Here is a 7574-nt window from a genome sequence, read left to right as displayed (position 1 = left end):
CATCATGAACGGCGTCCACTGCCAGACGAGGGACGCCTCGACCGCGAGCAGCGGGGTGTTCGAGATCCAGTCGGGCTGTGGGCTGGAGCCCTACCCCGGTAGCTCCGCGCCCTGGCGGTGCCGCCATACGGCGTGCGGGCGGGAGGTGACCCCACGCCTGAGCAACGTCACCAAGGGACAGCGCGGCTGCGTGTACTGCTCCGGGCGGGCCCGGATCGAGCCCGCGGCCGCGGCTGGCGTGATGCGGGCGGCCGGCCTGGAGCCTCTGGAGGCATACCCCGGCAGCGACCGGAAGTGGCGGTGCCGCCACGTCGCCTGCGGACGCGAGGTCACACCCACCTACGTCAGGATCAACTCCGGTGCCGGGCCCTGCCGGTGGTGCGCGCCGAATGCGCCGGTCGACCCGGACGTCGCCGCGGCCGACATGCGGGCCGCGGGCCTGGAACCTCTCGGCCCGTACCCGGGAGTGGACACGCCGTGGCCCGTCCGATGCCGGGCGTGCGGAGCGCCCGGGAAGCCCACGCTGGGCTCCATCCGGCGGGGTCAGGGCGGCTGCTACCCCTGCGGCCGGCGCAAGGCCAACGAGTCGATGCGCCACGACGCCGAGACCGCGGCAGCGGTGATGCGGGCGGCGGGCCTGGAACCGCTGGAGCCGTACCCCGGCACCGCGTTCCCGTGGAAGAGCCGCTGCACCAAGTGCGGGGCCATCGTCTCCCCGCGCCTAGGTTCCCTGACCGGCCGCAGCCGGCCGCCGGGCTGTAAACCATGCGCCGACCGGGCCCACGGCGAGGTACAGCGCCATGACGAGGACCTGGCCGTCGCCGAGATGCGCGAGCACGGATTCGAACCCCAGGAACCGTACCGGGGGGTCAAGTACCCCTGGCGGTGCCTGTGCCACGGCTGCGGCACCATCACCTCGCCGACCTTCGGATCCATCCTCGCCGGCCAGAGCGGATGCCGACGCTGCGCCGACCTCCGCGCCGGCGCCGCACGACGCGAAGACCCCGAGCGCGCCGCCGCCTCCATGCGCGAAGCCGGTCTCGAGCCCCTGGACCCCTACACCACGACCATGACGCCCTGGCGCTGCCGCTGCACCACCTGCGGCCGCATCTCGACCCCGACCCTGGCCAAGATCCGCAGCGGCCGCAGATGTAAGTACTGCGCCCGCTTCGGCTTCGACCGCGCCGCGCCCGCCCGCGTTTATGTCGTCACCCACGCGCAGCACGGCGCCGTCAAGATCGGCGTCGCCGGCGCTCTTCAGCGCAACGACCGCATCGCCCAGCACCGTCGCCGCGGATGGGCCCTCTTCTACGAACATCACGTGCCCACCGGCGACAACGCCCTGTCCGTCGAGCAGACGATCTTGCGGCGCCTACGGGCCGCCGGGCACGGCGTCTTCCTCACTGCCGTCCAGATGCCCAATGGCTGGACCGAGACGTTCGACGACACCCGTGTGACAGCCGCCCAGCTTCGGGACGCGATCCGAGAACACCAGACCACCCCAGCCCCTCCCGAGCCGCTGACCCTGTTCTAGCTGTCCAGCCGGGCCGGGTGAGCGAGCCGACCCCAGAGGCCGCGGGGTGGCGAGGAGGCGGGGCTCGCCGCGCGTTGCACTCGCTCGCCGGTCAACTGGTCCATCTCGGCGGGTTGCCAAGGCGTCGGCTGTCGTGCGGCAACCGAATCGAGGAACTCGGCGTTTCGCGCGCCCTGGATCTCCGTACCCCGGCATGGCGTTGGCCTCGGCCTCGGCAGCCTGACCGGCGAACGGTCCCGGCTCACGCCACGTGGAAGCTGCGGATCGAGCCTTGACCACCTCTCCAGCGCACGCTGCATGTCTAGTATCTAGACATGTCCATTCTTTAGACACATGATTGGGGGGTGAGTACGGAACGAGAGAACGCGCTGTCAGCACTGCGCGAGTGGTCCGTTCCAGGCCGCCGCGCGGACCTGGTCGCAGCAGCGTGGAGGACGGGCGCCACGGTGGTGGCCATCGCCGAGGCCGCCCGCGCCAAGAGCCGCCAGACCATCTACGACGACCTCAAGTCCCGGGGCATCGATCCCCGCGACCGCCCGAAGGGGAAGAACATGACCGCTGTGACCGTCGAGGGCTTCAACGGCGTCGATGACGACCAGCCGGGAGGCCCGCTCTACGACGCTGTCGTGGCCAAGCACGAGGGCCGGGCGGCGGCGCCCGACTCGCAGGAGTACGGCAGGATGCTGGCACTGAGTATGGCGCTGGGACAGTACAACGACCTGCGGGCCAGCCTCGCCGAAGAGGAAGACGCCCGTGCCGAGCGCGACCGCGCTCTGCACCTGGTCGACGTCCGGTGGGAGGCGCTGGCCGACCCGAACAGCAAGGGCAGCTGGCTGCACGGCCACCAGGCATATGTCCGGGCCGAGGACGACGCCCACCGGGCCATCGAAGTATGGAAGGTTGCCGCCGAAACCTTGATGCGCCTGGCGTCCCTCCGTCGCGGAGAGGACGCCGACAGGTTGGTCGACGCCTACGAGCAGTTCATCCTCCCCGCCGGCCACCCTCCGGCGGACAAGCCTGACATCGACGCCGAAGCAGAGGCCGCCCAGCTGCACGAAACACTCCACACCCAGCACGCCCGCCGTCAACGCCTCGCCGCCGAAACCCTTAGCCTGGCCGCCCGGAACTGACAATGGAGAGCAGCATGCTCGACCGATTCGCCATCGACGACGGCCACCACCTAGCGGAGATCGTCATCGACGAGGACGCCTCCACCGCTGCCGGTACGGCCCGCTTCCGAGTTACGTGCTCCTGTGGCAGGATGCCCCGCCAGCCGGCAGGAACCCGTGAACAGACCCTGTCCACACATGTCGCCCACGTCAGCACCAAGGCCAGCCCGTCCAAGGGTCCGGAGTGGCTCCCCGTCGGCGCGCGCCTCGTCATCCTGGCGGCAGTCATGCTGATCATCTGGGGCGCTTGTTACGTCACCGGCCAGAACGTCACCCACGACCACGATCTCACCGGTGCTACCGCCAAGACCGTCCTCGGCGGCTTCCACCTCGTCGGTCTCACCCTGGCTTTCGGCCTCATGGTCGCTGTTCGGCGCTACATCGCGCCCACCCGCGCATGACAATTCAGCCCGCTCAACGGCCATTTGAACTGGCTCGACGGGCGGGAGCGGTGCGCGGGCCGTGGCCGGCACGTCTTTCCCGCACCGGGGACGCCAGAGCATGCCACCCGCCGGATCGGTGCCGGACAGCACGGACTTCCCGCCGTGTCCCAGGGTCACCCTTGCCGGCGGGAGTGGTCTCCCGCCGGGCGGCCTTCGGGAGCAAGTTGTCTCCCGCCGTGCTGGCCTTGGCGGCATGGGGTGCCCGTCTGGCGGGAGAGGGTCTGGCCGGACAGCCCCGCCGCCGGTCATGATCGCCGTATGGGTGCAAGCGCATGGGATACCGAGACAAAGCGACCGATCCATATCGACCAGGGAGTCGAGGGCCTGCCGATCGGTCTGGCGGGCGGCCGGTACCTGTGCAGGGCCTGCACGGATCCCGTGATGCTCAGGGGAGCCCGGCCCGAAGCGAAGGTCACGCCACACTTCGCCCACCAGGGGGGAGGCCCGTGCCGCATGCCCGAGCGAGAGGCACAGATTGATGCGGACGACCAGGTCGTCATCCAGCTGAGCCACCAGATCCGCGCCCTGCCCGGGGTCACCGGCTGCACCCTCGCCTCCCCCGGAGACGACCCTCACCAGCCGATCGGGCTGCCGCCGGCCGTCATCGCCCAGTGCGGCGACACCACCGTGGTCATTGAACGGCCCGGCACCCTTCCCAACCCGCCGGCCGTACGCCGGCGCATCCTCGCGGTACGCGAGCACCACGTCGGCGCCGCACACGTCTGGTTCCTGCGCCGCGATCCCGGCCAGTTCGGCCAGCTTCCCAGCCACACGGTCCGCCTGAGCGGACGCGACGTCGAGCACCAGCGCGTCGCCCCCACCGAGCAGCAGCTGGCCATCCTCGACGCCGGCGGGCACGTGTACTGGCGCGACGGGAAACTCGTGCTGGTGCCCTACGGCTACCACGCCTTCCGGCACCCCGCCCGCCCTGAGCAGGACTGGACTGCCTGGCCGAAGTGGCCGCGCAACAAGGACCCTCGGGACGACTGGCGGCTCAGCAAACCCCGTCCGGCTCCGACAGCGGACTGCTGGGGACTGGTCCCGATCGCCCTGTCCTCCCTGACCCGCACCCGGGCGGCCTTCCACCCCGCCGACGCGCACAAGATCATGAATGAGCTGTACGCCGCCCAGGAGGGCCGCTACCGCTGGCGCGAGCGACGAGCCCGTGAGGTGTACGTCGAGCGGCACGCTCCGCCGCCCGTCGCGCCCACTCCGGCGGTCAAAGCTCCCGCCGCAGAAACTGAGGCAGAACCGGCTCCCCCCGAGCGCCCGCAGCCGACCGGCCAGCAGGACGCTGAGACGCCCCCGCCTGAGAACGTGATCGCGACCCCCGACCCGTCCGCGAATCCCGCGCCAGCCTTCCCGCCGCGGCCTGTTGCCCCGCCTCCGATCCCCCCGCCCCCGCAGCATCTGCCCTCCGTACCCCCGGCGCGCCGGCAACACCGGTGGACAGACGCCCTCCGCATGCTGCGCCGACGGCGTGAGCGCTGACGCGCTCCAGCAGAACCGAACCAGAGAAAAGCGGTGGGCCCAGTACCGAGTCGCGCCGATACTGGCGACGAAGGAAGCGAGGCTCTCATGCCGCAGGTCGAACCGGGTGTTCTCGACGTGCTCATGCACGCGGCGAAGAACGCCGCTTCCCATGAGGCCATCGCCGCGGTGCTCGCGGCTGCGGACATCGGCACGAACGCAGCTGCCGCACAGCAGCGGGAGGCGTTGCTCGCAGCGCTGCGACTCCGGCTATCCGGTACCGGCAAGTCCCAGGACTTCGCTGCGACGCTCGCCGGCGACCCGCTCAACGAACGGCCGGCGAGCCTGTCCGATGCCACCGCCGACCAGTTGGAGATCTGGAGCGCGTACGCCAAGGCCGTCAGCCACCCCTTCGTTCGGGGCCATCTTCATCACCTTCTGCTGGCCGCAGGTCACGGCAGTAAGCCCGAGCACATCCGGGGCGCGGTCGCCGGATACCTGGACGCGGCACCGCTCCTGCTCGGCGCACCCGAGCGCTTCCGCGGCCTGCGCGGCGCGACCACCTGCCTACGCCGGGCCGGAAACCTCGCCCGGACTTTCAACCAGACCGACCTGTGCAAGCGCGTCACCGACGACACGGTCGCCTTGGCCGAACACGTCCTGGCCGCCCCCGAAGACGAGCCGCGCATCATGGCCGGCCTTCTGGAGGGACTGCGCGTTCAGCGCTCCGACGTCACGGACCTCGCGGAACGTGCCGCACATCGCTATGCCAGCGACGTGCACACCCATGTCGACTTCCTCAAGCTGCTGCAGAAGGAGGCGCCCGACTCCCGCCGAACCGAAATCGACACCGCGATCGTCAGCGCTCTCCTCGCCGCAGCCGACGCGGAGACCGGGTTCCGTCGCCACAACCTGCTGACCCAGGCCGCGACCGAAGCCCGGGACCGAGGTCTTTCCGAACTGAGGATGCGTGCCGAGATGGCTTTGCAACAGACCGACCCGGACTCCCTGGGATGGACCCGCATCGGCGGCCCCATCATGCTCCCGCAAGGGCTGTTCAACTGGGCACGAGCACAGATCGACGCCGCAGCAGACCTGAAGGACGCGCTGTGGCGAACTGCGGTAGACGTCCATCCGGCGATGCGAGAGCAAGCCGCCGACGCGCGCGCCCGGGAGGGTCTGTGGCGGATCCCGCGCACACGCATCAACACAGCCGGACCCGTCCAGGTCGCCCCGCCCGTTGACGCCGACGACGACCACGTCGTCGAACTGCAGGTCCGCGCGATCGACATCCTCGGATACCTCACCGTCGAGCAGCTCGACCGTATCCACGAGCGCTTCGCACCGGACGAGGCCGAGCTGGTGACCGCCCTGGTCCACGACACCGTCTTGCCGGAGGCACGCGCCCGAACCCTGTCCTACGCCTTCCGGTACTTCTGGCTAGGAGAACTCGACGCGGCAGCATGCATCGCTCTTCCTCAGGTTGAGCAGATCCTCAGACAGCTCCTGCGTTCCCGAGTCCCGATCGTGTCCGTGGCCAAGGGGCAGACCCCCGGGGCCGTCGACCAGATGGGCGGACTCCTCCGCAGCATGCCGACCGCCGGGTATCCCCGGGACTGGAGCCGCGCCCTGGAGCTCCTTCTCGTCGACCCCGACCGCGGCATGAACCTGCGCAACAAGGTCTGCCACGGTCTGATCGACACGCTGCCCAAGCACCGCGTCGCGCTCATCCTCCAGGCCGCGCTGTACCTGCTCAGCCACGCCCACGGACATCGCATCCCCGCCGCGCCCGCTCCCTGAGATGTCCCGCCACACGGAGCTCAACAGAGGCAGTGGGATGACGGCGACTTCGCCAGCGTCCGAGCGCTCTTCGAAATTCGTCCGCTCTGACTGTCACACCGCGCGCCGTCCGCACACCTGTAGCAGGTGACAGCGGACCTCACAGCGGGAGTAGCACGTGACCCTCACCCACACCCTCACCCCGTACACGCCCCGGCAGCAGCAGAGCCTTCGCACGACCGAGACGGCCGTCTCCCCGGTCGCCCTGCGCCAGATGGCCACGGGCGAATCCGAAGAGACGGCCCGAGCCGAGCTCACGGACTTCGAGCACCTCATCTCGACACCCGCGCCCGAACAGGTACGAGGAGAGGCACGGATCTTCCACGCGCTGATCGCCGCCTACGGCCGTCACCGCACCACCCTCACCGGCGGCCCGTTCGGCATCCGCAGCCTCACGCCCCGCCTCGACGAACTGGTGGTGCGGATTGCGTCCGCCCAGCTGGACCGGTGGATCGACGCCCTCGCCTACCGGGAGGGAGGGACAGGCGTCGCAGGCCTGCGCTGGGCCGGCCGCCGAGACGGGATCGTCCTGACACTGCCCGGGATGAGGATGGTCCTCGCCGACATCAGCGAGACCGACTGGCGTGCCGCGCTCGGCCGCCGGTCCGCCGACCAGAGCAGCCTAATGCCGTACTGGATCCCTCAGCTCCTCCGTGAACCCGAGTACGCAGCCACCCAGGACGCCGAACTCGCGGGCATCGCCGATCACCTGTGCGCCACCCTGCGCCGGATCCGGCTCCTCGACGCCCTCACCCGAATCAGCGGTCACGTCCACCTGTTCACCACCCGCCACCACGGCAACCTCCACCTGTTCGAGGCATGCGAGGCCACCCCCACAGTCCTGCCGCTGTGGACCTCCCGGTCCGTCCCCCTGGCCCTGTGGCCCGCCGGGCCGATTCCCGCCCCGGGCCCTGCGGACCCGCACACAGCTCTCCTCGACCTCCTCACCGAGATCGAACCCGCCCGCGCGCCCTCCGGCACCGCCGAGCACCCCGCCGCCCGCGCCCTCTGCCACATCGCCGGCCTCAACGCGGACCCTGTCGTGGTCCAGGCCGCCGAGCACGTTCTCGACGTCGCCACCCGCGTCCTCGCCGACCCCGCCCACGCCGGCGTGTACGC

At 70.5% G+C, this 7574-nt stretch carries 6 protein-coding genes; all 6 read left to right on the top strand.

Translation table 11 applies throughout. The features are described 5' to 3' along the window. Positions 1 to 1534 (top strand): hypothetical protein (locus ABZ281_RS29185; protein WP_356660227.1); only part of this gene is annotated, 1534 nt, incomplete at its 5' end. 344 nt (positions 1535 to 1878) lie between these two features. Further along, positions 1879 to 2664 carry a hypothetical protein gene (locus ABZ281_RS29180; RefSeq protein WP_356660225.1) on the top strand — a complete coding sequence of 262 codons (786 nt, stop codon included), beginning with the start codon at positions 1879 to 1881 and terminating at the stop codon, positions 2662 to 2664. Between the two features lie 14 nt (positions 2665 to 2678). Beyond that, positions 2679 to 3104 carry a hypothetical protein gene (locus tag ABZ281_RS29175; RefSeq protein ID WP_356660223.1) on the top strand — a complete coding sequence of 142 codons (426 nt, stop codon included), beginning with the start codon at positions 2679 to 2681 and terminating at the stop codon, positions 3102 to 3104. 495 nt (positions 3105 to 3599) lie between these two features. Further along, positions 3600 to 4637: a hypothetical protein gene (locus tag ABZ281_RS29170; RefSeq protein ID WP_356660221.1), complete on the top strand. Its 1038-nt coding sequence runs from the start codon at positions 3600 to 3602 to the stop codon at positions 4635 to 4637. 87 nt (positions 4638 to 4724) lie between these two features. Continuing rightward, positions 4725 to 6416: a DUF4209 domain-containing protein gene (locus ABZ281_RS29165; RefSeq protein WP_356660219.1), complete on the top strand. Its 1692-nt coding sequence runs from the start codon at positions 4725 to 4727 to the stop codon at positions 6414 to 6416. A gap of 157 nt (positions 6417 to 6573) precedes the next feature. Beyond that, on the top strand, positions 6574 to 7574 hold a 1001-nt coding region (locus ABZ281_RS29160; RefSeq protein ID WP_356660217.1), incomplete at its 3' end, for a hypothetical protein.

The sequence above is a fragment of the Streptomyces sp. NPDC006265 genome, assembly GCF_040613555.1.
In the GTDB taxonomy this organism is placed as follows: domain Bacteria; phylum Actinomycetota; class Actinomycetes; order Streptomycetales; family Streptomycetaceae; genus Streptomyces.
Note: the sequence above shows the minus strand (reverse complement) of the source record. Positions and strands in the feature narration are given on the sequence as shown.

Coding starts and splice junctions, on each gene's coding strand:
- ABZ281_RS29175 (WP_356660223.1), top strand. CDS start 2,679: ATGCTCGACCGATTCGCCATCGACGACGGCCACCACCTAGCGGAGATC.
- ABZ281_RS29170 (WP_356660221.1), top strand. CDS start 3,600: ATGCCCGAGCGAGAGGCACAGATTGATGCGGACGACCAGGTCGTCATC.
- ABZ281_RS29165 (WP_356660219.1), top strand. CDS start 4,725: ATGCCGCAGGTCGAACCGGGTGTTCTCGACGTGCTCATGCACGCGGCG.